The 25,631-nt window shown below is 39.7% G+C and carries 21 protein-coding genes; 6 read left to right on the top strand and 15 right to left on the bottom strand.

Annotated elements, in window-relative coordinates; genetic code table 11:
• Positions 1–2: 2 nt before the first annotated feature.
• A complete protein-coding gene (locus ALPR1_RS03490) occupies positions 3–1,196 on the bottom strand; it encodes an acetylornithine transaminase (protein WP_008198456.1) in 1,194 nt (397 codons plus the stop codon).
• Between the two features lie 5 nt (positions 1,197–1,201).
• Complete coding sequence (argB, locus tag ALPR1_RS03485) at positions 1,202–2,017, bottom strand: acetylglutamate kinase (RefSeq protein WP_040303197.1); 816 nt, start codon at positions 2,015–2,017, stop codon at positions 1,202–1,204.
• A gap of 465 nt (positions 2,018–2,482) precedes the next feature.
• On the opposite strand from argB, the gene ALPR1_RS03480 reads away from it, so the two are divergent.
• Positions 2,483–2,890 carry a DoxX family protein gene (locus ALPR1_RS03480; RefSeq protein WP_008198453.1) on the top strand — a complete coding sequence of 136 codons (408 nt, stop codon included), beginning with the start codon at positions 2,483–2,485 and terminating at the stop codon, positions 2,888–2,890.
• Between the two features lies 1 nt (position 2,891).
• Here ALPR1_RS03480 and ALPR1_RS03475 read toward each other — a convergent pair whose 3' ends face one another.
• Genes ALPR1_RS03475 through ALPR1_RS03465 form a run of 3 tightly spaced genes read right to left on the bottom strand, consistent with a single transcriptional unit; the run spans position 2,892 to position 4,628 of the window.
• On the bottom strand, positions 2,892–3,737 hold the full coding sequence (locus tag ALPR1_RS03475) for a VOC family protein (protein ID WP_008198451.1): 846 nt from the start codon (positions 3,735–3,737) through the stop codon (positions 2,892–2,894).
• A gap of 10 nt (positions 3,738–3,747) precedes the next feature.
• Positions 3,748–4,206, bottom strand: a complete 459-nt coding sequence (locus ALPR1_RS03470; RefSeq protein ID WP_008198450.1) for an SRPBCC family protein — start codon at positions 4,204–4,206, stop codon at positions 3,748–3,750.
• A complete protein-coding gene (locus tag ALPR1_RS03465; RefSeq protein ID WP_008198448.1) occupies positions 4,203–4,628 on the bottom strand; it encodes an SRPBCC family protein in 426 nt (141 codons plus the stop codon). The genes ALPR1_RS03470 and ALPR1_RS03465 overlap by 4 nt, the downstream gene beginning before the upstream one ends.
• A 122-nt stretch (positions 4,629–4,750) precedes the next feature.
• Between ALPR1_RS03465 and ALPR1_RS03460 the strand changes: the two genes are divergently transcribed.
• Positions 4,751–5,728, top strand: coding sequence for a GlxA family transcriptional regulator (locus ALPR1_RS03460; RefSeq protein WP_008198447.1), 978 nt, complete (start codon positions 4,751–4,753; stop codon positions 5,726–5,728).
• Positions 5,729–5,737: 9 nt separating this feature from the next.
• Here ALPR1_RS03460 and ALPR1_RS03455 read toward each other — a convergent pair whose 3' ends face one another.
• The 3 genes from ALPR1_RS03455 to ALPR1_RS03445 are packed head-to-tail and all read right to left on the bottom strand — an operon-like array spanning position 5,738 to position 7,683.
• A complete protein-coding gene (locus ALPR1_RS03455) occupies positions 5,738–6,286 on the bottom strand; it encodes a YceI family protein (protein ID WP_008198445.1) in 549 nt (182 codons plus the stop codon).
• Positions 6,287–6,291: 5 nt separating this feature from the next.
• Positions 6,292–7,218, bottom strand: a complete 927-nt coding sequence (locus ALPR1_RS03450) for a DUF5777 family beta-barrel protein (RefSeq protein WP_008198443.1) — start codon at positions 7,216–7,218, stop codon at positions 6,292–6,294.
• 27 nt (positions 7,219–7,245) lie between these two features.
• Positions 7,246–7,683: a Rieske 2Fe-2S domain-containing protein gene (locus ALPR1_RS03445; RefSeq protein WP_008198442.1), complete on the bottom strand. Its 438-nt coding sequence runs from the start codon at positions 7,681–7,683 to the stop codon at positions 7,246–7,248.
• Between the two features lie 274 nt (positions 7,684–7,957).
• On the opposite strand from ALPR1_RS03445, the gene ALPR1_RS03440 reads away from it, so the two are divergent.
• The 4 genes from ALPR1_RS03440 to ALPR1_RS03425 all read left to right on the top strand — a co-directional run bounded on the left by ALPR1_RS03440 (position 7,958) and on the right by ALPR1_RS03425 (position 12,750).
• On the top strand, positions 7,958–8,875 hold the full coding sequence (locus tag ALPR1_RS03440) for a TolB family protein (RefSeq protein WP_008198441.1): 918 nt from the start codon (positions 7,958–7,960) through the stop codon (positions 8,873–8,875).
• A gap of 102 nt (positions 8,876–8,977) precedes the next feature.
• Positions 8,978–10,873, top strand: a complete 1,896-nt coding sequence (locus ALPR1_RS03435) for a DUF3604 domain-containing protein (protein ID WP_008198440.1) — start codon at positions 8,978–8,980, stop codon at positions 10,871–10,873.
• Positions 10,874–10,885: 12 nt separating this feature from the next.
• Positions 10,886–11,761, top strand: a complete 876-nt coding sequence (locus ALPR1_RS03430; protein ID WP_008198439.1) for a peptidyl-prolyl cis-trans isomerase — start codon at positions 10,886–10,888, stop codon at positions 11,759–11,761.
• Positions 11,758–12,750, top strand: coding sequence for a HupE/UreJ family protein (locus tag ALPR1_RS03425; protein ID WP_008198438.1), 993 nt, complete (start codon positions 11,758–11,760; stop codon positions 12,748–12,750). Before ALPR1_RS03430 ends, ALPR1_RS03425 begins: the two co-directional genes overlap by 4 nt.
• A 782-nt stretch (positions 12,751–13,532) precedes the next feature.
• Here ALPR1_RS03425 and ALPR1_RS03420 read toward each other — a convergent pair.
• The 7 genes from ALPR1_RS03420 to ALPR1_RS03390 form a co-directional block, all read right to left on the bottom strand.
• Positions 13,533–15,086: a DUF1254 domain-containing protein gene (locus ALPR1_RS03420; protein ID WP_008198437.1), complete on the bottom strand. Its 1,554-nt coding sequence runs from the start codon at positions 15,084–15,086 to the stop codon at positions 13,533–13,535.
• A 56-nt stretch (positions 15,087–15,142) separates the two neighbouring features.
• Positions 15,143–16,666, bottom strand: coding sequence for a DUF1254 domain-containing protein (locus ALPR1_RS03415; protein WP_008198436.1), 1,524 nt, complete (start codon positions 16,664–16,666; stop codon positions 15,143–15,145).
• Between the two features lie 34 nt (positions 16,667–16,700).
• Positions 16,701–19,052 (bottom strand): arylsulfatase, encoded by a 2,352-nt coding sequence (locus ALPR1_RS03410; RefSeq protein WP_008198435.1) that lies wholly within the window; start codon positions 19,050–19,052, stop codon positions 16,701–16,703.
• 201 nt (positions 19,053–19,253) lie between these two features.
• Positions 19,254–20,414 (bottom strand): helix-turn-helix domain-containing protein, encoded by a 1,161-nt coding sequence (locus ALPR1_RS03405; RefSeq protein ID WP_008198433.1) that lies wholly within the window; start codon positions 20,412–20,414, stop codon positions 19,254–19,256.
• 261 nt (positions 20,415–20,675) lie between these two features.
• Entirely contained in the window at positions 20,676–21,617 is a 942-nt protein-coding gene (hflC, locus tag ALPR1_RS03400; protein ID WP_008198431.1) for a protease modulator HflC, read from the bottom strand.
• Positions 21,614–22,591: an FtsH protease activity modulator HflK gene (gene hflK / locus ALPR1_RS03395; protein WP_008198429.1), complete on the bottom strand. Its 978-nt coding sequence runs from the start codon at positions 22,589–22,591 to the stop codon at positions 21,614–21,616. The genes hflC and hflK overlap by 4 nt, the downstream gene beginning before the upstream one ends.
• 429 nt (positions 22,592–23,020) lie before the next feature.
• Entirely contained in the window at positions 23,021–25,516 is a 2,496-nt protein-coding gene (locus ALPR1_RS03390; RefSeq protein WP_161599215.1) for an outer membrane protein assembly factor BamB family protein, read from the bottom strand.
• Between the last annotated feature and the right edge of the window lie 115 nt (positions 25,517–25,631).

The raw sequence follows: 25,631 nt of genomic DNA, 5'->3' as shown, positions 1-25,631 counted from the left end.
AATTAGGCAGTGGTTTTGGTTTCTACTAAAATCTCATCCAACTTCTCTATAAAAATCTGGAGCTCGGCTTTACTGACATTTAATGCAGGAACCAGTCTTAAAATATTCCCTGCCGTGGCATTCGCAACAATCCCTTCCTCCAATAATCTTTTGACAAGAGGTGCTCCAGGAGATTTAAGCTTAATTCCTAGCATCAAGCCCAAACCCCGAATGGATTCCAGTTCCTTATGATCTTTTATTAATTCTTTAATTTTATCTTTTAGCCACTCTCCTGTTTCAGTTGCTTGCTTGCACAATCCTTCTTCCGCTATGGTTTCGATCGTAGCTATGGAAGCTGCAGCTGCTAATGGATTTCCTCCAAAAGTAGTTCCATGGTCTCCAAATTCAATAGCACTGGCTACTTTCTCGTTACACAAAAAAGCTCCAATAGGCACACCGCCTCCCAGGCCTTTTGCAAGTGTCATAATATCAGGCTGAACTCCAAAATGATCTTTTGCAAACCATTTTCCTGTACGACCTATCCCACATTGAATCTCATCAAAGATCAATAAAACACCTTTCTCATCGCATAACTTCCGAACGCCTTTAAGATAGTTTTTTTGTGCTGGAATCACCCCACCTTCACCTTGTACAGGTTCCAGAATTACTGCAGCAGTATCATCATCAATTGCTTCTTCAAGCGCTTTCAAATTATTAAAAGGGACTTGAGCAAAGCCTGTTGGGATAGGACCAAAGCCTTCTTGATACTTCTTTTGTCCGGTAGCTATCGTCGCCAAAGTACGACCATGAAAAGAGCTTTCCATTGAGATGACTTTTCCGCCCTTACCATGCTTGTGGGCGTACCTTCTGGCAATTTTTATTGCTCCTTCTACTGATTCTGCTCCACTATTGCTCAAAAACACACGGTCAAGCCCAGAAATTTTAACAAGTAACTCACTTAGTGCTACTTGTTGTGGGCTAACAAAAAAGTTGGAAATATGCATCAGCTCAGCTGCTTGCTTCTGAATCGCAGAGACCACCTTAGGATGGCAGTGACCTACATTATTAACAGCAATTCCTGCAAGCAAATCAATGTATTCTTTGCCGTCAGCATCCCAAATTCTACTGCCTTTACCTTTTATAAAAGCGATGGGAAAGCGGTTGAAGGTGGGTAAATAGTTCTCTTTGTCTTTGGTATATAAATCTTGATTATTCATGATCTTTATTTAATAGTCAATGTGGTTCCTATTTCTTTCTTTTCTATCGCGTATTCCGTGATTTGCTGTGGCTGAGTTCCATTCAAAATGATCGCTTTTTTCACTCCTTCTTTGAGTGATTGCACACAGGATTGGATTTTCGGAATCATTCCTCCTAGGATGGTAGTCCCCATATGTTCGGCCACTTCCTTTTCATTCAACTGGCGTATAATAGTATCCGGATCTGGATATTTTAAGAATAGACCATCCACGTCTGTTAAAACAATAAACTGGTCGGCATTTACTGCGCCTGCCAATTTCCCAGCAAAAGTATCTGCGTTAATATTGTATGATTGCCCATCACTGCCATCAGCAATACAAGCCACCACAGGAACAAAGCCTTCCTTGCAAAGCACATTAATCAAGCCTGGATCAATTGTGGTAATTTCACCTACCAAACCTAAGTCTACCGCTTTACCTTCGGCATCCTTGTGTTGATATTTCACTGCAGTTACCATTCCGGCATCTTTTCCGGACAAGCCAACTGCCCTAAGTGAATTTTGATTTAGTACTGAAATAAGGTTGGCATTAACTTCCCCTATCAGTGCTTTTTGGATTTCTGCGAAAGCAATCGGTTCAGTGACCCTCAAGCCATCTATAAATTGAGATTTGATAGCTGCTTTTTCTAGAGACTTGTTGATAAAAGGCCCTCCGCCATGAACCATAATTACTTCAAATCCACTCTGCTGAAGTTTAAAAATTTGAGCTGCAATTTCTTTTTGCAACTCCGGATTTATCATCGCATTCCCACCATATTTAATGAGAATTCTTTGCCTAGACATTTTTACTTTTTTTAGATTAAATTGATTTTTTCTCAACACGGAAGTCCCCTTATGAAGCTTCATTATTCGAAAGAAATCAGAATTGAATTAGTGTTTTTAATGGTTGGAAATAAAAAGAATATTGGTTTAAAATAGTTTAACCTGACAAATTGAAACAAGCTTCGTACCGAAATGGGATATTTGCCAAATACACCGACACAATTAATAAAATTATAATCAATACTTAGAAAAATCCTACTAACCCCAAAGATTGGTGACAAGCTGTCATACGAAAAATGGGCAGACTTTTAAAAAAATCCCCATTTTGGGAAAACAAAAACTTTAGAAAAACAATGGGGTTAAATTATAATAGGTCTTCTTTCCTGAAAAATCCAACCAGTAATTTAATCATATCACTGTTGTTATAAATTTGATTTTGTTTTTGATAAGGAATTGTAGTTTTAAAGAAAGAAAAAATAAACCTACATGAATCAGGAATTATTAAATAATCTCGGAAAATTAGTACTTAGACTTGGAAGTGGAGCTTTGATCCTCACGCATGGCATCCCTAAAATCAGTAGATTGTTTGGCGAAGGCCCAATCAGGTTTTCGGATCCATTTGGTTTAGGTCCTGCGATTTCTCTTTCTTTAGCCACTTTTGCCGAAGTAATTTGTGCGGTTTTAATCATAATAGGACTTAAAACCCGACTGGCTTCTATCCCCTTAATGATTACTATGCTTACCGCAGCACTTTATGCTCATGCCGATGACCCTTTTGGCACTAAAGAAAAACCTTTACTCTTTTTCGTCCTTTTCCTGGGCACCCTAATATTAGGAGCAGGTGATTATTCCATTGATGGTATTAACAATAATAAAAAACGTAGCTTATTTTAAATCAAGTCCCTGCTTTTTCCAATTGGGCAAGGTCAAGCTTCTTCATTTTCATAAATTCTGTGATGACCTCTTTGCCACGAATAGGGTCGGCAACTAATCTTCCCAAATTAGCAGGCACGATTTGCCAGGAAACGCCAAATTGGTCCTTAAGCCAGCCACACATGCTTTCGGTTCCATTTTTGGTAAGCATATCCCAATAGTGATCTATTTGCTGTTGCTGATCACAACTCGCAACTAAGGAGAACCCTTCATTAAAATTAAATCCATGGACGATGGAACTGTCCATGACCGCAAAAAGCTTCCCTCTCAAAAAGAACTGGGCATGCATAATTTTGCCCTCTTGCTCCCCATGTTCTTTCCCATAATTAGCAGCAAAAACGAGCGATGAGCCTTCGAAAATTGTTGTATAAAAATTGATTGCAGCTTCAGCTTTCCCAAAATTACCCTCTGAGAACATCAAGCAGGGAATAAATTTCTGATCTGAATGTTCCGGCTTGTCTAAAGTTAATTGCCAGGTAACTCCAAATCTATCTTTTACCCAACCATATTTTTTACTCCAAGGATAGGTATCCAAAGGCATCATTTCAGAACCTCCCTGAATCAACAAATCCCAAATTGCTTGTATTTCCTCCTCCGAGTCAATTATGGTGTAAATAGAGATAGACGGTGTGATCTGGAATTCAGGACCACCATTCAAGCACATAAACTTCTCTCCCGAAGCCTGAAAAGTCACCACCATCGGATTCTCCTCCAAGATTTGGGAATCTTTAAAAACTCGGCAATAAAATTCAGCCACTTCTTTGGCGTTACCATCGCACCAAAAGCAAGGAAAAATCGTATTACTCATCTTTTTGGGATCAACGTTCGCAGATTTCTTTTAGCTTTTTCAAAGCTTTTGGCCACATTCCAGCAAAGTAATCCTCATACTCTTGGTTAGTGTCCAGCTCAATTTTCAGTAAAGTCTCATCCCCTTTTACCTCGAAAATGTAGTTTTCATGCGCTCCAGACCAAGCTTGAACTTCGGGAGTATCCAAAATTTCCATTCCATCTCTTAACTCTCCCAAGTGCTCGATGCTTAAATACTCATTAGGAATGTTCTTATCGATTCTACTGACCATTCCTCCTTTTTTTCCGTTTTCATCAATTCCCACAAAAAGAATTTTACTTCCTTCACTCCAGCTTCCTTCAAAAGTTGAACTCGGGGAAAATATTGACGTCCACACCTCGTAAGAAGACTTCTCGATCATGATCCTGTAAACTTTCTCCACGGGTGCATTGATCAAAATTTCAAAAGACAGTTTTTTAAAATCTTTCACAGCGATTCAGTATAGCTTTTAAAATTATCCACAATTGCCTGCCATCCTCCACGCTGGATTTCTACAGAATTGGTTGATTCAGCTTCAAAAGTTTCTTTGATAAGAATGCCATCAGGTAATTCAGAAAATTCGATCCTCGCAGCCCTTCCATCATCCATGATGTAGGTAATAAGTTCTTGCTTTTTGACTTCCTGATATACTCCACCAAAATCAAATCCAAAACTCCCGTCTTTCGCTTCCATTCTGAAAACAAAGTTTCCTCCTGGCTGCAAATCATTCTCAGATTTAGGACAGTGCCAATCCGGAGAAGCAAAATACCAATTCACGATGTGCTTTGGTTTAATCCAACTTTCCCAAACCTTTTCCAGGGTTTTATCCACCACCACTTGAACTGTGATTTTTGTTTTTTCAGAGGTTGTCATTTCTCGCTTGTTTAAATTAGGCTACTGTTTACTTTTCAAAAGTACCTATCCCATTTTGAATTTTGGATGTACATATTAGACAATAATGGGGTGAAATACGACAAGGATAATTATTTTTGAATATGAAGAGGATATATATCTTAACTCCTGAGCACTCTGTCCTTCAGGTAATTGCGGGGACTCAATATTGTTTCAATACAGTAAACAACTTCTTAATCCAATCTGGAAAAGAGGCTCTCTTTGAAGTTCAATTATTAGGCTTAAAAACCGAGGTATTCCCATCTGGACCAAATTTTTCTATAACACCAGATATTCTTTTGAAGGACGCAGACCGTGCTGACCTGATCATAATTCCACCGCTTTTCGGTGATTTACCTACCGCCATAGACGCCAATAAAAAATTCATTCCTTGGATCAACGAGCAATACCATCAAGGGGTAGAAATCGCCTCCCTATGCATTGGAGCATTTCTGTTAGGTGCAACGGGATTGCTGGATGGAAAAAAAGTGTCTACCCATTGGGGCTTTACCGATTTATTTCGGGAAATGTATCCGGAAGTTGATGTCCAGGATGGGAGTATAGTTACAGAAGAATCGGGGATATACTCCAGCGGAGGAGCGAATTCCTATTGGAACTTACTATTGCATTTGGTTGAGAAATTTACGGATCGGGAAACTGCTATTACATTGGCTAAATATTTTGCTATTGATATTGACAGAAATAGCCAATCCCCTTTTACAATTTTCTCAGGTCAAAAAAAACATCAAGATGAGGCGGTTAAAAAAGCACAGGAATTGATAGAAGAAATGATTGAAGACAAGATTTCTGTAGAAACACTGGCGGAAAAAGTAGCAGTAGGTAGAAGAAGTTTTGAAAGAAGATTTAAGCGGGTGACCAACAATTCGGTTTTGGAATATATCCAACGTGTCAAAATAGAGGCTGCCAAAAGAAGTTTTGAATCGACCATGAAGAATATTTCAGAAGTGATGTTTGATGTGGGATATTCAGATACCAAAGCATTTAGAAACACTTTCAAAAAAATTACTGGTTTAACCCCTCTGGAATACCGCAATAAATACAATAAGCTGGCCCAAAATTGAGCCAGCTTATTATTTTTTCACTAAGGTCATCGAACCTGTCACATCCACCACTTCTGCGATTTTGTTAAAAACGATAGTTGGAATGTCAATTTTATAATCCTCCAATTTTATGGGAAATTTAAAATCAAGTTTTAGCTGATTTCCATTGGAAACAATCGTACCGGGAATAGTCACTGATTTAGTCACTCCATGAATGGTCATGGTTCCTTCAGCCGTTGCTTTATAAGTCCCTGCTGTTTTCAGATCCAATGTTTCTTTGATTTTTCCTTTAAATACTCCCGTCGGATATTTCTCACTTTCGAGGTAATTCTCATTGAAATGCTCTTGCATTAATTTATTGGGAAATTCAAAATCAGTGATCCTCATTTGCACCGCAATCTCATTATTATCAGCATTGATGATAGAAGCTACTGCTTTATTGACTGCTTGAATATTTTCCAAAGGTGCATCAGAGAAAAACGAAATATCACCATTAGAAGTGGAATACAATGTCTGAGCTGAAGCTGTAAAGGTTACAGCACAGAAAATAAGGACTAAATGGATAATTCTCTTTCTCATAGTTTTTAAAATTTTCTTCTTTTATCAAAGCTGAAAGTCCTTGAAATATTGAATCCATAAAAGATATCGGCATTTTCCCAAGTCCCTGTATTCAAGGCAATAAAATGTCTTTCTACCATTCCCCTTGCATTGGTAAAGTGAAGCTGAAAAACGTGGCCACCAGTATCGATATCAAATCCAAGAGAAAGCGAATTATGAAAAGGATATGGCACTCCTGTTTCGAGTTGGTAAGAATCTCTGTCCACGAAATTATAATAGTATTCAGCAGAGAAAGTAACCCTCGAACTTATTTTATACCTACCTCCCATTCCTAAGGAGAATAAATTATTATCGAACAGGTTATTTTCTACCTTATTGATGTGAATGAAAGTGGGCATCAACTGAAAAGAAAACTTATCATTAAATTTTCTAGCAATTAAAGCCTGGGTAGTATAGGTCAAGCGCTCTTTGTTATTGAAGAACTTCATCTCGCTTCCCGAGTTCATAACATAGCCTGTGGGCATCGTATTCACTGCCAAGCTTCCATAAGCCGATAAGGTAATGGGAAACAAATTTGATTGCCTCAACAATTTGTATTTGGTATAGAAGTCATAGGTCTTTTCCTCCGAACTTCTTCCTACGCCAATCAGCAACTGATCCGTCAATCCATATTCTAATCCCAAGCGTATTCTTGCTTCATCTAAACCGAAAAAGTTGGAAAGAAAGCCACTGTTTACGGAACCGAATCTGTGAGAAATCCAGAAGTTTAAATGCTTTTTGGAAATTGTTTCAATAGTTTGACCATTGATGAGGCGAGTTGCTTTGAAAGTAGCCTGCGTGTAAACAGTTTCCTTTTCAAGGTCCTCATTGAGCAGATTTAATAAATCATCCTGAGCAAAAGAAACTCCGGACATCAAAATAAATAAGAGCGCAACTGTTAGTTTTTTGATCATTTAAGGCAATGTTTAATTCCTTGATAATTATGCAAAAACCCGAAGTGTAGTTCCGGAAAATTCGGTATTGTAAGCTTTAATTCCTCTTTTACCCTCTGAGTTTAAACCAACTCCCTCGGTAGTATATTTTGCCCCATGTTCGGTACAATAAAACCCTGAACCTTGATAAATTACCTTCGACCTATTTTCATGGGAACAGATTTGGGTCACAGCCGCAAACTCATTCGCAGATATCCTGGCAATCACCACTTTGTTGATGATTAGGTAATTTCCGACCGTATTCAGAGCAGAATTGGCAGAATCAGTCAAGTCCAAAGTAAAATCAAGAGCTGCAGGACCGCTAGGATCTCCAGCTTCATTGATACAAGATGTCAAAGTTGATGCTCCGCAATAAATAGCCAGCAAAGATGCTCCCTTAAAGCCTAAGGATTTAAGGAATTCATTTCTTGAAATTTTATTTTTCATATTAAACAGGATGATATTTCGCTGACAAGTTCAAGAAAAATCAATTAGAGCATCCTTTAGCAATCATTAAGATTATCTTAAAAAATATTTACTAAAAATTTTGTTTTTAAGTTTAAGCCAGAATTTTATATTCATTTATCCCCAAACATAAAATGTTCATTATCTTAACTTTCTATACATCCTTCGTCAGATCCTATTGAGCAATTCGTGAATAGATGAATAAGACTCAAAGTTGAATCTGGCTTAGGGACAATTGATTTAACCCAATTTACCTATGAAAAAGCTAGCGGTCTATTTCTTCTTACTTAGTTCTGGCGTGTTTGCACAAGTGCCAGAAGGGAAGCAAGTCATCAGCTCACTTTATATCTATGATATGGCAACTGGTAAATCAGAAATGATTTTAAAAGAAGATCGTCATTTTGAAGCTCCAAATTGGTCTCCTGACGGAACCTTCCTACTAATAAACAGCGAGGGGAAACTGGAAAAAATAAGTCCCACAGGAGAAAACTTAGGTTTTCTTAATACCGGACCTATTCAAAGAGCCAACAATGACCATGGTTATTCTTTTGATGGTAAGACTTTGTTTATATCTAGTGGAAAGCCCGATGTAGAAAGAGGAGGCTCCTATATTTATAAAGTAGCAGCCGAGGGAGGAAACCCTACCCTGATCACACCTCTTTCCCCTTCTTATTGGCATGGAGTTTCGCCAGATGGGAAAGACATTGTTTACTGCGCACCCAGGAATGGAAATTACGATATCTATAAAATGAGTGTGAATGGAGGGGAAGAAATCAGATTGACCTCTGAAGAAAGTCTCGACGATGGTCCAGAATATTCTCCTGACGGAAAATATATTTACATCAATTCTTACAGAACAGGGATGATGCAGATCTGGAGAATAAAACCAGACGGCTCAGATCCCGAACAGATGACATTCGATAATCACTCCAATTGGTTTGCGCATATCTCGCCAAATAATAAAGTAGCTACAATCATCACCTATCTCGAAGACCAGAAAGAAGGACATCCTTTTGGGAGACAGGTAAAGCTGCGCTTACTTGACCTGGAGACCAAAGAAGTGACCGATTTGACCGAAGAGTTTTATGGAGGTCAAGGAACCATCAATGTTCCATCCTGGAATCCTGAAGGAACAAAGTTCGCTTATGTAAGGTATGGCTTGAAGGATCTTTGAGAACTAATTCAAAAGCAGAAAACAAATCATATGGTACTGACTATAAATTGAAAGCAAAAATAAATTCATAACTTGAAGTGAAACATGTAACCTTAGAGGCATATGAAAAAGATCAAATTTTCGCTCATTGCTATTTCATTTTTATCATTTTTTAGTTGTACAAATGAATCCAAAAGTACAGGAGATGAAACTGAAAGTTCTCCTTCATCTAAAGAAGAATCAATATCAGAGAACCCCTTAAAAGATGTTTATTGGGGTGACACTCATAATCATACTGGAAACTCCTTTGATGTTTTTCTTTTTGGAACTCCTAACTCAACACCGGAAATTGCCTATCGTTTTGCAATGGGGGAAGAAGTGGAAAGTCCGACAACTGGCAAGCCTTGGAAACTGACCAAGCCTTTAGATTTTTTGGTAGTTGCAGACCATGCCGAACTATTAGGTTCTATTCCATTGATGTACTCGAATACACCTGGGATAACGGACACAAAGACGGGCCAAACATTTTTGGAAATAGCTCCAGACAAAAATGATGAAGCTGGATTGCAAAAAATATACGACATTCTCAATTATGCCGCTTTCGATCAACCCAACGAGGCCAACCTGGGTGCCAAAGATCTGGTTCAGGATTTTGGAGGAGCAAAGGTCACAGAAGCCTGGACGAGATATATCGAAACAGCTGAGAAATATAACGACCCTGGAAAATTCACTACACTAATCGGCTGGGAATGGACTTCCAATAACCGGGGAGCCAATTTGCACCGTGTGGTTTTTATGCCCCAAGGAGGTGATGTAGCTAAACAATTTATCCCTTACAGTTCACTTGAAAGTGATGATCCAGAAGACCTTTGGACTTGGCTTGAAGCTACCAGCCAACAGACAGGAGCTGAATTTGTTGCCATTCCACACAACCCGAATATTAGTTTGGGGTTGATGTTTGCGGAAACCAGATTGAATGGTGAGCCGATTGACAAAGACTATGCAGAAAAACGGATGAAATGGGAAAGATCAGTGGAGATCACTCAAATCAAAGGAGATTCAGAGACTCATCCGGTATTATCTCCCAATGATGAATTTGCGAACTTTGAAACCTATGACTTTGCTCTAACTCCCGATGGAGCTAGACCCGCCCCCACAAAAGCAGATTACGTTCGATCAGGATTAAAACGCGGGTTGGAATTGGAGAAAAAAATAGGCAGTAATCCTTATAAAGTTGGGTTTGTCGGAAGTACTGATTCGCATACAGGATTAACAGCGATTGAGGAAACCAACTTTGCCGGAAAAGGTCAGCACGATGCTACCCCCGAGAAACGACCTCATCCAACCGGAATCGGTTCTTCCAAAGGTTGGGATATGGGTGCAGCCGGCTGGGTAGGTGTTTGGGCCGAAAGCAATACCCGCCAAAGCCTAGTTGATGCTTTCCAGCGTAAAGAAGTATATGCCACAACCGGCCCAAGAATCACATTACGAGTATTTGGAGGGTATAATTTTAACGAAGCTGATCTGAATGGTGAAATGGTGAAAAATGGCTATGAAAAAGGTGTCCCAATGGGAGGTGATCTTGCCAATTCCCAAAAAGCTCCTGGTTTTTTAATTTCAGCAATCAAAGACCCGGATGGTGCCAATTTGGACCGAGTTCAGGTAATCAAAGGATGGGTTAAAGCGGATGGAACCTCGGAAGAGAAAGTATATGATGTAGCTTTATCTGATGACCGAACAGATGGAAAAGTTAAAGTGGGAAATACCGTTGACCTTGAAACAGGCAAATACACCAATACAATTGGAGATCCGGAATTAAAAGTATTTTGGACTGACCCTGATTTCAACTCAGATCAAAATGCTTTTTATTATGTCAGAGTATTGGAAATCCCAACTCCTAGATATTCTTTGCTTGATGCAATTTACCTTGGCATAGATGTAAAAGAGACAGGGCATCCCGCTACTATTCAAGAAAGAGTCTATAGCTCTCCTATCTGGTACAATTCAGGTCAACAGTAAACATATGAGTAATTGGTTAAAAGAACCGCTCCTGCATTTTATCATTCTAGGGGCGGTGATTTTTTTGTTTATGAAATCACAGACGCTGGAGAGAGTTCCGGTGATGATCAAATCGTCTTGAACGATGAAACTCTTACACATATCAGCGCCCTTTGGGAGTTGCAGTGGAAACGAAAGCCAACTTTTGAGGAACTGGAAGGTCTGATAGCTGACTATGTCGAACAAGAGGTTCTATATAGAGAGGCACTCCGCATGAATCTTGATCATAATGATGAAATAGTAAAGCGCAGGCTATCACAAAAGATGGAGTTTATGGCCAGCGATCTCACCAAATTAATTGCGCCAGCAACAGACGAGGCTTTACAAAAATACTTGGAAGAACATCCTGAAAAATTCTTATACCCCCCAAAGTATTCTTTCCATATACTCACCTTTACTTCTTCAAATCATGACAATCCAAAAGATTTTTCCCAAAGCCTGCTTCGGGATGCAGACCCGTCCAATTTAGAGGCACTTTTGAATAAGGGGGATATAACACAAATACCAACCAAACTTGAAGAAGCTTCGAAACAAAAAGTTGATCGAGAACTAGGCATTGAATTTCACTCTTCCATGAATGAGCTTCCTATCAACCAATGGGTAGGCCCCATTCATTCTGGGTATGGAGAACATCTTCTATTTATCACTCATAAAACAGAGGCCTATCTACCTGAATTAGCTGAGATCAGAGATGAAGTCCAGCGAGATTTTGAGTATGATATGGAACAAAAAAGTAAAGAGGTTATATACCAGGAAATAAAAAAGAATTATGAGATCGTCATTGATTCTGAATCATTGGATGAGGATCAAATAGGAAAAATTTCCTCACTTCTAAAAGTCACGGAATGAAAAGATACTTAGTCATAGGTCTCTTGTTTTTCATCCTTGGCTTTTCAACTAATTCCTGGGCTCATGAAATTCGTCCAGCCTATCTTCAGATCAAACAAATCTCTGAAAATTCGTACCAGGTACTTTGGAAAGTTCCCCGCAAAGGAGATATGGTCATTAGCCTCCAGCCTATTTTTTCTGAAAATTTCACTTTGACGGAAGCTTCTGAAAGAACGATGTCTGCAGATGCCCTTGTCTTTCATTTCAATCTTGAAGGTTCAAGTCGATTACCGGGTTCCCAATTGACCATCAACAATCTAGAAAAAACGATGGTCGATGTATTGGTGAATATAGAATACCTAAACGGTGAAAAAATCACCTTAATGCTAAAGCCAGATCAACCACAAATACTTTTGCCGGGAAAGACTAGTAAATGGGGTGTGGCAAAAACCTATTCAATTTTAGGGATTGAGCATATTTTATTTGGCTTCGACCATTTGTTGTTTGTATTGGCCTTATTGATTATTTCTGTCGGCTTCAAAAAACTTTTAAAAACAGTTACTGCTTTTACTTTAGCACATAGTATTACTCTCAGTTTTTCAGTCTTGGGAATAGCTAACTTACCCGGACCTCCAGTAGAAGCTGTCATTGCCTTGAGCATTGTGTTCTTGGCCATGGAAATCATTAAACTAGAGAAGGGAACACCAACTCTTACCAGTAAAAAACCATGGCTAGTAGCATTCTCATTTGGCCTTCTTCATGGTTTTGGATTTGCTGGAGCTCTTTCAGAAATCGGTTTACCGCAAACTGAGATTCCTCTTGCATTAGCCTTCTTTAATATCGGAGTTGAGCTGGGACAGATTATTTTTGTTATTGTTGCCAGTGGAGCGATGAGTTTATTAGCAATGAAAAAAGACTGGTCTCTTCATGTTAAACAGATTCCGGCCTATGCAATAGGTTCAATCGCTACTTTTTGGACCATAGAGCGGATAGTTGGATTTTGGTTTTGAGGGAAATCATAGGTGAATCCAAAAATAATTTAGGGAAATCAATAATTTGAAGCTGGAGAAATCTGATTTTCAGTTGGGGTTTTTTCTAACCTCGAAGGTTTACTTTTTTTTAACCGCAAAGATCACAAAGGAACACAAAGGCTCCTGTGTAGGCGTAGTGCAAAACTCTTGAATGCTGCCTTAATCTAAACACCAAAGGTGCGATTCGTTTCAACCCAGCATCAGCATAGCGCCATGCTGGGTATAAAGATCTCTTTATAAAATTGAGTGCCAAAGGCACGACCAGTAAGAAAAGCCTTTACAAATAACCTTTGAGGTTTTTTTTCTTCTTAACTGCAAAGATCACAAAGGCTCCCGCTCCCGGTGGCTATCGGGAGGCGCAAAGGCCGAAAAGTACCGGTAACTTCGAATTACAAATTCTATAAAATAAAAAAGCGTAGATACAATCTACGCTTAGAGGGGCTGGTTAAATTTTGAAACTTCACCTTAGTACCCTATCCAATAATCCACTTCAATCAAGCCTTTTTCAATGCGGCAATCCTAAAGGTTCTCCAAAATCAAAACATGATGTACTTTTCTGCTAAAACATCTGCCCGACCCACAACATGGAAGGTTAGAAAAAAAGGTAGTTCTTGATTTCTTATCTGATGTTCTCCCACAAAGTCATGTTTTTAAAATAGCAAATTTCAATTTTGTATTTAAAGGAAGGCGTAATTAGAAATTACGCCTAGACCATGCCTTTTTAATATTCAACCTCAAAATACACATAGTGGTGGCCAGGTTTATTCAACCTTTTCAAAATCTCCCGGAACCCAACTTTTGTCAAAAAAGGCTTCTTCAGGACCATACAATCTAAGTAAGGTAAACCAACCTTTACCCGGTACTGTTTTCACCCAATTGCCTTCCATACCTTCGGGAGCTTCTGGAGAAAAATAGATAGTAGTAGAACCATCCTCATTTTTCTTGGGCATATCTCTTGAACCTAGAGAAGGAAAAGCTTGCCCATTATCAAGCCCTGCAGCCGTAACAGGATCATAAGCCGTGATAGACCAGAAGTTTTTCGCAGGAATATTTGCTGGTAATGTCAGCTTATAAGTCTCGCCGCCATCAAGGAAATTGCCGTCCGAATCTTTTGCAGCTTCAAGATATTTGGCACCGACACCTGGTGTGGTGCTTCCCATACCCGGGCTAATGGAATAGGCATTTAAGAACATATGTAGTCTTGCATCCACATCAGTTTCCTCCATACCAGCTACTTTGAATTCAAAATCGTCGTATGCTTTTCCAAATGTTTCCCCTCCATCCCTAATATGCGAATTCCATTGGCGGTCACTATACCATTTTGCTTTTGGAAGGGTTTCCCAAGTATTAAATGCAATGACCTTGGCCATTTTCCAGGCCGTTTGCGCGGCATCGTTCAGCAATTCTTTCTGGTGATCAGTAGGCTCAAATGGTTTCCCTTTTTCTATACCGATTGCCGCGAGCATTCCCCGCATATAACTATCAGATTCATCAACCACTTCATTTTGGACAAATCGATTCAACATTTCGAAATAGGTGATATCCTGAGGAGCTACCATATTAACGGGAATGTTAGACGCATTTGGGAATTTCATTTCCTTCGCCTCACTTTCTTTACCGTAAGGATAAATTTTTATCCTCATCATATTTTCAGCAGCAGGTTTCAAATTGTTAGGGTCTTCAAAAAAGGACCTTAAAAACACAAACACCCCATTCGTTCGGCTGTTGTAAACAAAATAATTTTTGGCATCAATATCTCCGGAATAATCGGGAGGCAAAATGAGGTATTTTCCACCTTTGCCTTTGTCAGGCCCAGGCAAACCAATATCCGCCGAATATTTTTTTCCATCAATTGTAGGCCCATCAATAGGACGGTGCCACATGTCATCAATCAACGCCTGCAACATGGGCGGAGCGTCAATCACCATCGGGCCATCCGCTTTTAGATCCAGAAAACCTATTCCATATATCACATCAGAATTTGGAGTAGTGATGATGGTTTTTGCATTTAGCCTATCCTTATACACCGCCAACACCTCATAGCCACTACCAAATTCATTTGCTACCGCCTCTTTCATGGAATACATATTCATGGCAGGTAGAGCCCAGTGGTACACTTGTACCGCACGTTGAAAATAAACTTCGTCTTCTAATGTTTCTACCGTTTCCTTGGTAGGGAAATCATTTTCAAAAGGTAGGTTTGCCAAAGTTCCATAATGGTCAGTTTCAGCAATTGTAGTTTGTTTTTCTTGTGGCTGGCAAGCGGTAAAAACAATTGCCAATCCTATGGATAAGTTTAAAATATGTTTGTTCATAATTTTAAAATGTATGGTCCTAAGTTTTTTCTGCTTTATCTGAAACAGTTCATATTCTAGTCGATCATTTCCCAATCGGGTAGTTGAAAGGATTTATCAAAAAATGGCTCTAAGGGTGCATATAATCGGAAATAGATAAACCATCCATCATCCCCAACGGTCTTTAAGTGGTTCTTCTCAAATCCTTCAGGAGCTTTTGGCCCGATGTAAATATCTATGCTGCCATCTTCATTCACCACCAAATCCTCTAACCGACTATTAAGCCCCGATCCGCGAATGGTTCCTGTACCGTTTTCATACGCTCTTCTGGTGTTTTCGCTATAAAGGGTTATAGACCAAAATTGCCCAACAGGCACATCCTTAGGTACTCTTAGTTTATAGGTTTTGTCTGCTCTTAAAAGCTCCCCATTTTTATCCCGCTTAGATGTCATGTACACCTGACCCTTTCCTGGTACAGGGTTTACCATGCCTTCAGAGCTTCCTACCGCTTCATAAAACCAAGTGGCCCGTTCGTCTAACTGAACTTTTGTAACTGTTTCCTGAGCTGTTGTGAAATCAAAGCTTTTGTACCAATAGGTTCCTTCCCAATAAGGTTTGGTAAACCTTGGATTAATCTGGTTGTTTCTGGCCATCAATTCCCCCATTGCTGCACCTTTCAGAAGTATTTTTTTCTGTCTTTCATTGGGATTAAAATCCTTGCCTTTTTCAATTCCTAAAGGCTCTAACATGGCCAACCAAACTTTATCCTGTTCTCTTACAGGTTCATCGTTGATGATGTCGCTTAGCTTTTTCCAATAGTCTAAACCTCTTGGCGCAGTGGCAGACCATGCTTTGTCCAAACCTTCCGTAAACTTGATATCGGCTTTTGTCCCCCCCTGGGTCATTCCCAATTCGCTCTGAAACTTTTTACTAAAGGCAGGGTCTGGGTTGATGATACGGGTGGCAATCAAGATATTATTTGTGGCAGATTGAAATAGAAAAACGCCATCTTTCTTATACTTTGATAAATCGTCTTCAGGACCAACTATGATGTATTTTCCACCTTTCCCCTGATCAGGGCCTGTGAGTCCCAAATCGGCTACTGGACGTTGCCAAAAATCCAGAATACCTCCGGCAGTTTGACCTACTGGGTAATCGATCTCAAGCACGCCATTCGATAAATTTGCAAATGAAAAAATATAAGGTGTTGTGAGGTTTGCGGTAACAATACCTAACTTTTCATTAAAACTTTGCAGAACAGCGAAAGTTCCAAATTGATCTGAGCCATACACCTCACCCTGATTATCTCTCCAGGTAGTTATACTCACTAGCGGAGTAGACCAGATGTACGCCTGAGAAGCCCTTTGCAAGTCCATTGCATTAAACAACTTCTCGGAACTTTCATCTGAAATATAATTATCTGTCAATGTTATCTCTCCATAAGGCGTAGTGATGGTTTCATCTCCTTCTAAAGTGGCATTTTCCAGTGCCATTCCATTGGACGTTTCGTTGTTTCCGTTTGTAGATTCTTTTTCTTGTGGCTGGCAAGCCGTCACTAGGACAGCTGCCGCCAGAGATAAGTTTAAAATGTGCTTTTTCATAATTCAAAAATTCTCGGATTGAAATCTATTAAGACTACTTTTCAGGTTTCAATTCAATGTTCACCTCTGCAATTTTACCCTGGAATTCAAATGGTGCAGGATAACTTTTTGTCACCGGTGAACCCGTATCCTCGCCTATTCCAAACGTATCGATACCGAAGCGCGCTGGAACGGTAGCATCTACTCGAGCTTCTCCGACTTTTTCATTATTGAGGTAAAGCGTAAACATGCCTCCTTTTCCAGCACCTCCACCATCGTATGCAAAGTCAATTTTCACAGAAGCCATTCCATCAGGAAGTTTTTTACTGGATTTGATCGTGGTGATTTTATCCTGAAAGAAATTGTACTCGAAAGTCGGATAGCCATCCTTCACATACAGCACATAGCCTGCACTGGAACCCCCAATAGCATTGACCACACCATCTTTATGCCCAGAGGCAGTTTCCAACATTGCCTCCATAGTCCATGAAGTATTTTTCGTATTCGGCGCCACAGGCTCTGGAATACGTGTTGCCCCCTCGTAGTAAGTAAAGGAAGTACGTCCTGTAATGAGTGAAGGCTTTGGAACGGTCAACCTTGCAGCTCCTCGATCATCCAAAGGATAGACATGGTACTTCTGAGCTTCCTCTTCCCACATAGCTTTCAACTCTTCCAATTTTTCAGGGTATTGATCGGCTACGTTGACAGCCTCCGAAAAGTCTTCCTCAATATTATAGAGTTCCCAAACTTCATTTTGGTAACCCGGAGCGATATCCTGTCTCCAAGGCAAGGTATGTTGGTGTGCTGCCACCCAACCCTCATGATACAAGGCACGGTTGGATAAAATCTCAAAGTATTGCGTATTCCGAATTTCAGGAGCATCAGCATCGATAAAAGTGGATAGGAAAGATTTCCCATCCAGTGGTTTTTGCTCCACACCATCTACATATTGCGGCATCTCCAAACCGGTCGCTTCCAAAATGGTTGGCAACACATCGATCACGTGTAAGAATTGAGACCGGATACCACCTTTATCTTTGATCACTTTAGGCCAGGTAACTACCATTGGGTTTCGGCTTCCGCCAAAGTGAGAAGCCACTTGCTTAGCCCATGGGAACGGCGTATTGGCGGCCATAGCCCAACCGACGGGAATGTGCGGTTCAGAACCTGGTTCACCTACTTCATCGGCTCTTTTCAAATTATCAGAAAGTTGGCTTTGGATCCCATTCAATGCTTTGATTTCATTCAGCGTTCCTTCTAATCCCCCTTCAGTACTGGCGCCATTATCTCCCACGATATACATGATCAGGGTATTATCTGCGTCAGGAAGTTTGCCAATCGCCTCCAACAAACGACCGATTTCATGGTCAGTAAATGCCATATAGCCTGCGTAATTTTCTTGCAAAAGGGCATAAAACTTCTTCTCGTCTTCAGAGAGGGAATCCCATGTTTTGATATTTTCATTTCTCGGTGAAAGCTTGGCATCAGCAGGGATTACGCCCATTTCTTTCTGACGCGCATAGACAATTTCCCGCTCACGGTCCCAGCCATGATCAAACTGACCTTTGAATTTTTCTCTCCATTCTTTAGGAGTATGGTGAGGCGCATGAATAGCTCCAGGAGCGAAATACATAAATACTGGCTTATCAGGAGCAATGGCTTTTTGACCATGAATCCATGAAATAGCCCGATCAGTCATATCGGTCATGAAGTGATAGCCTTCTTCTGGAGATGTTTCCGGCTCTACTGGTACCGTATTTTCAAAAAGTACTGGATTATACTGATCGGTTTCCCCGGTATTAAATCCGTAGAAATAATCAAAACCAAGGGCTGTAGGCCAACGATCGAAAGGCCCGGCAGCAGATGTTTCCCAATCCGGAGTATTATGATTTTTACCAAACCAGGCTGTATTCATTCCATTGTATTTTACCATTTTTCCGATGGTAGCAGTACTTCTCGGAATCAGGGTATTATAGCTTGGATATCCCGTAGCCCATTCCGGCAGAAATCCGTTGGCGGCATTATGGTGATTTCTTCCTGTCAATAAAGCAGCTCTGGTGGGACCGCAAATCGCTGTAGTATGAAAACGGTTGTAGCGTAATCCTTCGCTGGCCAAGGAATCCAAATAAGGGGTAGGCACCGAACCTCCAAAGGTACTGGTCATACCAAAGCCAACATCGTCCAGTAGGATGACAATTACATTTGGTGCTCCCTCAGGAGGGGAAGGAAACTCCGGCCAGTCCATTTCGGAGTCTTTATAAGTTCTTCCTATTTTGCCTTTGAATGCAGGGTCATCATATGGGAGCTTTTTGACAGCTTCTTTTTTTTGAGCCAGAGCCTGCCCAGATATGATTAGGCTGCCACAAAGAACAGATGCAGTGAAAAGTGAAACAAAATACTTTTTCATGATTTATTAAATAGTTGATTGATAAAAACTCAGAAACAAAAATTCAAGCAGGTATTAATTTCTATCGATTAATCATACCTTCTTCCTTCAGCGAAACGAATAAATAATATAATACCTAGATTAAATTTAAAAAAATATAGTAAGGCTTTAAGTCAACTTTCAAAAAATAGTAACGATTCAGTAAAACTTTACATCTATTTGTCAAGAGACACGAGTATTTATCTTCTCTTTTAAATATGCTCCAGGAGTCATTCCCTTAATTTTTTTACAGGCATTGGTAAAAGTCGCTCGATTAGTAAACCCACATTTTTCAGCAAGCAAGTCCATCCCCATTTGTTGATAACTTTCTATCTCAGCCAATCTTTCAAATTCTCTTATCCTGAAGGTATTTAACCAAACGTTGAAATTCACCCCATGTACTGAATTAATGGCTGGCGAGAGTTTATATACAGGTATTTCAATTTCCCTACTTAAATCATGGATCGAATAGGCAGGATTTAAAAATACTTTTTTCATCTCTAAAAAACTCCCAATTGCCTTGCAAATGGAAAGATCTGATGAATTAATTTCTGGCTCTTTTTGAGATTTTTTTATAGAGTTATCCACATTAATTTGAGGCTCTTTATCCCAGTAAAAACCATACAAAAACCCAGGGTTGAATATCAAAAAGATAGCTGTTGATATTAAAGTGGTGGATAAAGTCAAACTTTGGTATGTTAGATTATACCAATTCATAGGGATGAAATTCTTGATGTAACCTGGAATAATGGAAACAGAATACAAGCAGGTGAGAACAAAAATGAAGGAGAATAACTTAAAATTAATCTTATTATTTAAGGGCAGTATTAATTTTCTGCGGCTATAAAACATCTGATATACCAGTATCAAAAAAACAAAAGACCAAATTTGTCGAAAATGATATTGGAAATAATCCGGCGTGATCCAACCCTCAGAAAAACTGAAATTGGACACCCCCATTTGTTGGTCTTTAATGAGCATTATTTTTTCTGAATTGGGCAATAAAAAATAAGGCAAGAAATCCACCATATAAAAGATGACTGGAAAAACAGACCACCAGTACCATCTTTTCCAATCAATTCCTCTATCAATGATCTGTCTGATAAAAAAGTATAAAAATGGAGCAATGAGGTAGGAGAAAATATTTCCAGTCCTGGAAAAGGCAGGATATTCCAAGATGAGTCCAGAGCGATAAATCTCAGTGGTCACCAGTCCGTACCAGAGAAAAAATAGAGAGGTTCCTAAGAGCCAATTTCCATTTTGATTCTTCTTAGCAAAAATGATCAGCACTAAACTGACCAAAAGCCCTAATACTAAACCTGCTGTTGGAATAATTTGATTCATTATCTTAAAAGTACTCAGCTTTTACATTAAATATTGCCCTAAAAAAATATTTGAAGAAGAGTTTCATTTAAATCCTCTCTTAAATCTCAATAGGTTCTTAGTTCAGTAAAGCTTTAATATAAAAACAAAGAGAAAAAAGGGGAGCATATTTTAAAACAAATAGAAATCGGTTTTAAGGCACAACCTACAGTACGATCCTAAAAAGAAAAAAACCGATCAGTGATGACCGGCTTTTAACTTGGTATGATTTAGACTGATTAATTACTGATTCAGCTTTCTTAAATATCTGAAAAATTCAGAATCAGTAGATAAAATTATACTGGTCTTTTCGTCCATAGATTTTTCGAAGCTTTCCATGGTTCGGAGAAATTTATACAGCTCAATAGATTGCCGGTTTTTATTGTAGGCTGAGGCATAAATTTCTGTTGCCTCAGCATCCGCTTCACCTTTTATTTCCTCAGCTTCACGGAAGGCTTCCGACTGTATTTCTGCCAAATCCCTTTCCTTATTTCCTTCAATTACCCGGGCCTTTCCTTGGCCTTCTGATCTAAATTGATCTGCAATTCGGTTTCTTTCAGAAATCATTCGATCGTACACACGATCTCTGACATCGTCTACATAATTCATTCGCTTAAATCGAAAATCCAAAATCCTCACTCCTAAGTCAGCGGTTCTTTGGTTCGCCTTTTCTAGAACGATTTCTTCAATTTTATCTCTTCCTACCGAAATGTCCTGTAAGACCTCTATTTCCTCCAAAAACTCCTCCGTGATCTCAGGCTCCCTATTGCTGGATCTTACAATGTCAAGTAAATCGTGACTTGCAATAGCATTTCTGGTTTCACCATCCAAAATATCATCCAATCTGGATTGTGCCGAGCGTTCGTCTCTTAACCTAATAAAGAATTGCAAAGGGTTCGTGATTTCCCAACGGGCATAGGTATCTATAAAGATGAACTTCTTGTCCTTAGTCGGGACTTGATTTCTATCTCCATCCCACTCCAAATAGCGCTTGTCAAAGAATTGAACTTTGTGAAGGAAAGGTATTTTAAAATTGACCCCAGGGGATGTCCTTGGCTCACCCACAGGCTTTCCAAACTGGGTGACGATTGCCTGCTGTGTTTCATCCAACACAAAATAGCTGTTGAAGGATAGTATCACTAATACAACTACCAAAACGATAGAACTTATCTTTCTCTTGCTCATTTTTGCGGAGTTTTTACTTGATCAATATTTAAAAGAGGCAATACATTATTGCCTTTCTCATCTACAATAATTTTGTTCCCGATTTTAGGCAAGATCTTCTCCATTGTTTCCAGATAAATTCTTTGTTTGGTTACTTCCGGAGATTTAATGTAGGCATTGAATAGGGCATTAAAACGTTCTGCTTCTCCCTTTGCACGATTCACTCGGTTAAGGGCAAAAGCCTCTGCCAGCTGAATTGTTTCTTCTGCCTCACCTCTGGCTCTAGGGATTACCCTATTGTATTCTGCTTCTGCTTGGTTGATTAGCGTTTCCCTTTCCTGCTGCGCCTGATTGACTGCATTAAAAGATGGTTTGACAGATTCTGGTGGGTTGACATCCTGGAGAACCACCTGATCGATTCGGATTCCGTTTTCGTATTCATCGCAAAGCTCTTGCAATAAGCCTTCTACAGTAGTAGCTATTTCCTGTCTTCCGACAGTTAGCACCTCATTCACGGTCCTATCCCCCACCACTTTTCTCATCACCGATTCAGACATGTCCCGCAGGGTTTTTTCTGCATTTCTGACTTTGAAAAGGAAATTATAGGAGTTTGTGATTCTGTATTGAACCACCCATTCCACGTCAGTCAGATTTAGATCTCCCGTCAGCATCATGCTCTCATCTCCAAATCCCTCCTTAGTATAATCTGATCGCTGACCCGCTTTGGTGGTTCTAAAGCCAAATTCCTGCTTTAGTTGGCGCTGCACCGGGATTTTATACATGCGTTCAATCCAAAATGGAACTATAAAATTTAGCCCCGGATTGACAGTTCGGTTGTATTGACCCAGCTGGATTACAACCCCTTCTTCCTCAGGCCCCACCGTACGAATACTGGTAAAAAGGGCCAGTAACACCAGTAGCCCAAGAACAATTTTCTTGAGGTTTTCCCTTAACCAGTATAGGTTAATATTCAGTTGATTTATCTTTTCTTCCATAGTATACTAATGTCCTTTTGAGTAAGCTTGTTCAGATTCTGGAAATTATTTTCCCCGTTTCTTTAAGAATACTACTAAAAAAATTTGAGGAAGAATTGATTCTTAGTAAAAATGAATGGCTCCGATTCTTTGAAAGGAAAAGAAATTAGCAAAAACTTTACTTCTCTTATACAGATTTCCAATAGATCAAATCAAAAAAAGATCATGCTTGACAAGTTCTGAAATAGCGAAAACCGCCACAAGATCAAATTTGGTCAATCGATCTCCAGTCCAAAAACAAAAAAAGGACACCATTTCTAGTGTCCTTGTAGTAGCGGGAATGAACCTATCAAAAATAACTTTTTTAATGTTACATTTTTAAATTTATTGAAATCGAAATTTTAAGTCTTTCCAGCTCTTAATTCACCTTTTTAGAACTTAAAAGGTGAATTAAGGCTGAGTGTTTCCCATGGCAAGGAAATAATAGATATTTCCAGCAAAGTCACAGATAAAAAAGCCATTTTCAGAGATTGCCGCTGAGGTCATAATAGGAGCACCTAAATGCGTCTTCCAAATCAATTTCCCAGAATTAGCTTCCAAAACATAGAGTTTTCCATCCATCGCTCCAAATATCAGATGATCTCCGACAAGTATTGGAGTAGATTCTATACTCTGTTGCTGGTCAGAAAAGTAAGAAGGAGTGTAAAAAAGAGCAGGATCAACTTCAAACTCCCATTGTTTTTTGCCAGAATCTTTATCAAAGGATACCACTCCTGGATGCGAGCCAGCTAATATGAACTGATCTTTTAAGACGATCGGAGTTGAAGTCCCCGTATTCATCATTCCAGTTTCCATGCTACTGATAGTTTCGCCGGTCTCAACTGACAACTGAAACAATTTGCTTTCGCCAGACCCTGATCTACCCGCGACCCAAAGATAGCCATCAGCAAAGGTCAAAACCCCGTCTCTAAATCGGAGTCCATCATCTTCTCTACTCCAGAGGTATTCCCCTGTTTCCTTGTCCAGTGCATCCATCCCTCCCCACTGTCGATTGACGAGGAGTAACTTCCCAGCCAAGGTCATTGTAGCAGTAGACCCATAACCTCCTTTGGATTTATTTGCTTTCCATTTGACATGACCAGTGGTTGGATTCAGAGCGGTAAGGCTTTCGGCAAAGCCAGTAAAGACCGTCTCACCATCTGTAACTATCCCAGAAACAAAGCCAAATTTTCGCCTATACCCTAAATCTTTTTCCCACAATTTCAACCCTTGATCAAGAGAAAAGGAATAGGTGATCCCTTCCATGTCTGTGGCAATGACTTGACCATCGGCAATGACCATTTGATTTTTCACACCGTTCCTTGTCTTGTTTCTCCAGATTTCCTTCCCGGTATTCGCATCCCAGCAGACAACGTAGCACTCTCTTGCATTGCCATCATCGAAGCTAGACGAGATAACAAATTGATCTGCCAAAAGAGGAGAACTCATGTAAATGTTACTACCGATGTTAGCAGTCCATTGGAGTTGGTAAGGAGCTTTTAAACTTTCAGTAAGAAATGCTTGATGCGATTCATTTCCTCCTAGATTTTTCCAGTCCAGTGAGTTTTGATTCGCTATCTTTTGCCTCTCAGCAGAAAATCTCGCTCTTCTATGGATGACTTCACCACTGCTTAAATAAGCATCAAGCACTAAAGTATGAGGACCCAATGTGTCAATTTTTCCTTTTGCTTGCCAGTTCCAATCAGATTGTGGTCTCATCACTTCCCAATTATCCTGATTGATGGAGTTGGTCCAATTGAAACCCTCAGGACCAAAGACTTTGTAGCGAATGCTATCCACCTTGGAGCCAGTGTCATAAACATTGACCGATAGCGAAATTTCATTTTGTTCATTGACCATCCCTATTCCTCTGCTTGGGTTGACTACTTCTAGTTCCCGGTTCAGATAAGTCCAGCGCATTTGACTCTCAATATTGCCTGCAGAATCGACATGGACCTCACGAAAGGAAGAAGGAGAATGATCAATCCCGCCTTGAGGGAGGGAGGCGGTGCCAAAGGACCTGATTCCAGAGGCCCCATGCGCTTTTGTCATATTCATGTGTAGATGCCCAAAAAACCAGGCTTTCAATCCTTGTTCATTAAGATCGAGTGTTTCGGAATCGTTGATTTTAAATTCAAATTTCTCCTCACTTGTCAACAAATCATGGTTGAAAAAGAATTTGGTCTTACTCGAAGGATAGGTTTCAAATAGATTTTTCATCCAGGTACCGATATCTTGATGATCAAACCCGGGAGGATAATCCCCGCCCATCATAGGGGTAATCACATAGAGCACATTTCCTGCTTCAAATGCATACCAAGCAGGACCAAATTTAGACTCAAAATAAGCCTCACCCCTCTCACCTTTGATCAGGTCATGATTGCCCAGACAATAATAAATAGGGACACCCAACTCCTTTTCAGTCAGGTTTTCGCTATGCCATTTCATTCCTGATTCATAGCAGATATCTCCGGTATGGACTATAAAATCAGGCTTTTCTGTTTTGACATATTTTTTAAGATTATCCACCCAATCACCGTATTCAAAAGTCTCCGTATCGCTGATATGTGCAAAAGATACTTGATCATTTTTGGCTTTTTTTAGAACCCCAAAGTCATAAGAATTAATATTAGGGAGAATTGCCTGATACCTAATTGGCGAATCAAAATCAGCTGCGGGATAAATCGTCACGAACTGTTGTTTTTCCCAGCCTTCCAATTGGAATGATCCATCTTTATCTGTTCTAATAACATGCAAACCATCAGAGATCACGGCATTAGCGACCCCATTTTCGGAAGGATCTTTTCTCCCATTGCTATTTTCATCCCAATAGACATTTCCTTTTAGCTGAGCAAATGAAGCTTGGCCAAGACAAATCAAAACTAAAAGCAAGAGGGGAGTTTTCAATTTTATTGAAATTTGTAGTTGGATCGTAGAAATCATGTAACAAAAATGAATGTAACTTTTTGACTGGATAACTAAAAAACAAGCTTCTAACATTGAGAAGGTTGCTCTAACTTAT

It is taken from the genome of Algoriphagus machipongonensis, assembly GCF_000166275.1.
Classification (GTDB): Bacteria; Bacteroidota; Bacteroidia; order Cytophagales; family Cyclobacteriaceae; genus Algoriphagus; species Algoriphagus machipongonensis.
Note: the sequence above shows the minus strand (reverse complement) of the source record. Positions and strands in the feature narration are given on the sequence as shown.

What these genes read in the sequence shown, in the direction of transcription:
- ALPR1_RS03490 (WP_008198456.1), bottom strand. Translation starts at nt 1,196, where the DNA reads ATGAATAATCAAGATTTATATACCAAAGACAAAGAGAACTATTTACCC.
- argB (WP_040303197.1), bottom strand. Translation starts at nt 2,017, where the DNA reads ATGTCTAGGCAAAGAATTCTCATTAAATATGGTGGGAATGCGATGATA.
- ALPR1_RS03480 (WP_008198453.1), top strand. Translation starts at nt 2,483, where the DNA reads ATGAATCAGGAATTATTAAATAATCTCGGAAAATTAGTACTTAGACTT.
- ALPR1_RS03475 (WP_008198451.1), bottom strand. Translation starts at nt 3,737, where the DNA reads ATGAGTAATACGATTTTTCCTTGCTTTTGGTGCGATGGTAACGCCAAA.
- ALPR1_RS03465 (WP_008198448.1), bottom strand. Translation starts at nt 4,628, where the DNA reads ATGACAACCTCTGAAAAAACAAAAATCACAGTTCAAGTGGTGGTGGAT.
- ALPR1_RS03460 (WP_008198447.1), top strand. Translation starts at nt 4,751, where the DNA reads ATGAAGAGGATATATATCTTAACTCCTGAGCACTCTGTCCTTCAGGTA.
- ALPR1_RS03455 (WP_008198445.1), bottom strand. Translation starts at nt 6,286, where the DNA reads ATGAGAAAGAGAATTATCCATTTAGTCCTTATTTTCTGTGCTGTAACC.
- ALPR1_RS03450 (WP_008198443.1), bottom strand. Translation starts at nt 7,218, where the DNA reads ATGATCAAAAAACTAACAGTTGCGCTCTTATTTATTTTGATGTCCGGA.
- ALPR1_RS03445 (WP_008198442.1), bottom strand. Translation starts at nt 7,683, where the DNA reads ATGAAAAATAAAATTTCAAGAAATGAATTCCTTAAATCCTTAGGCTTT.
- ALPR1_RS03440 (WP_008198441.1), top strand. Translation starts at nt 7,958, where the DNA reads ATGAAAAAGCTAGCGGTCTATTTCTTCTTACTTAGTTCTGGCGTGTTT.
- ALPR1_RS03435 (WP_008198440.1), top strand. Translation starts at nt 8,978, where the DNA reads ATGAAAAAGATCAAATTTTCGCTCATTGCTATTTCATTTTTATCATTT.
- ALPR1_RS03425 (WP_008198438.1), top strand. Translation starts at nt 11,758, where the DNA reads ATGAAAAGATACTTAGTCATAGGTCTCTTGTTTTTCATCCTTGGCTTT.
- ALPR1_RS03420 (WP_008198437.1), bottom strand. Translation starts at nt 15,086, where the DNA reads ATGAACAAACATATTTTAAACTTATCCATAGGATTGGCAATTGTTTTT.
- ALPR1_RS03415 (WP_008198436.1), bottom strand. Translation starts at nt 16,666, where the DNA reads ATGAAAAAGCACATTTTAAACTTATCTCTGGCGGCAGCTGTCCTAGTG.
- ALPR1_RS03410 (WP_008198435.1), bottom strand. Translation starts at nt 19,052, where the DNA reads ATGAAAAAGTATTTTGTTTCACTTTTCACTGCATCTGTTCTTTGTGGC.
- ALPR1_RS03405 (WP_008198433.1), bottom strand. Translation starts at nt 20,414, where the DNA reads ATGAATCAAATTATTCCAACAGCAGGTTTAGTATTAGGGCTTTTGGTC.
- hflC (WP_008198431.1), bottom strand. Translation starts at nt 21,617, where the DNA reads ATGAGCAAGAGAAAGATAAGTTCTATCGTTTTGGTAGTTGTATTAGTG.
- hflK (WP_008198429.1), bottom strand. Translation starts at nt 22,591, where the DNA reads ATGGAAGAAAAGATAAATCAACTGAATATTAACCTATACTGGTTAAGG.